Annotated in this window: 1 protein-coding gene; it reads right to left on the reverse strand. The window is 51.1% G+C overall.

Annotated features, from left to right (window positions below):
- On the reverse strand, positions 1-237 hold a 237-nt coding region (locus J4G38_RS28320; protein ID WP_226164181.1), incomplete at both ends, for a hypothetical protein.

Below are 237 nucleotides of genomic sequence, written 5' to 3' on the forward strand. Positions count from 1 at the left end.
AAAAAATCCAGGTGCAGCTTCACTATCTCCTTCTGCAGGTTAAACAGCGTGCGCACATCCTCAATCTTCGCGTCAATCACATCAGGCGTCAGCGCGAAATAGGCATTCCCCACCTTCTGCTCAACACAGGTATAGAGTTCGTCAATCAGCGGCTGAATGACCTCGTCATAGTCCTTTGTAACAGCGCCGAGTTTGCTGAGGCCGCCTGTAAGCAGAAAGTCCGCTATAGCCTTCTGC

Origin of the sequence: Hymenobacter terricola, from assembly GCF_017921975.2 — a bacterium.
Taxonomy (GTDB): Bacteria; Bacteroidota; Bacteroidia; order Cytophagales; family Hymenobacteraceae; genus Hymenobacter; species Hymenobacter terricola.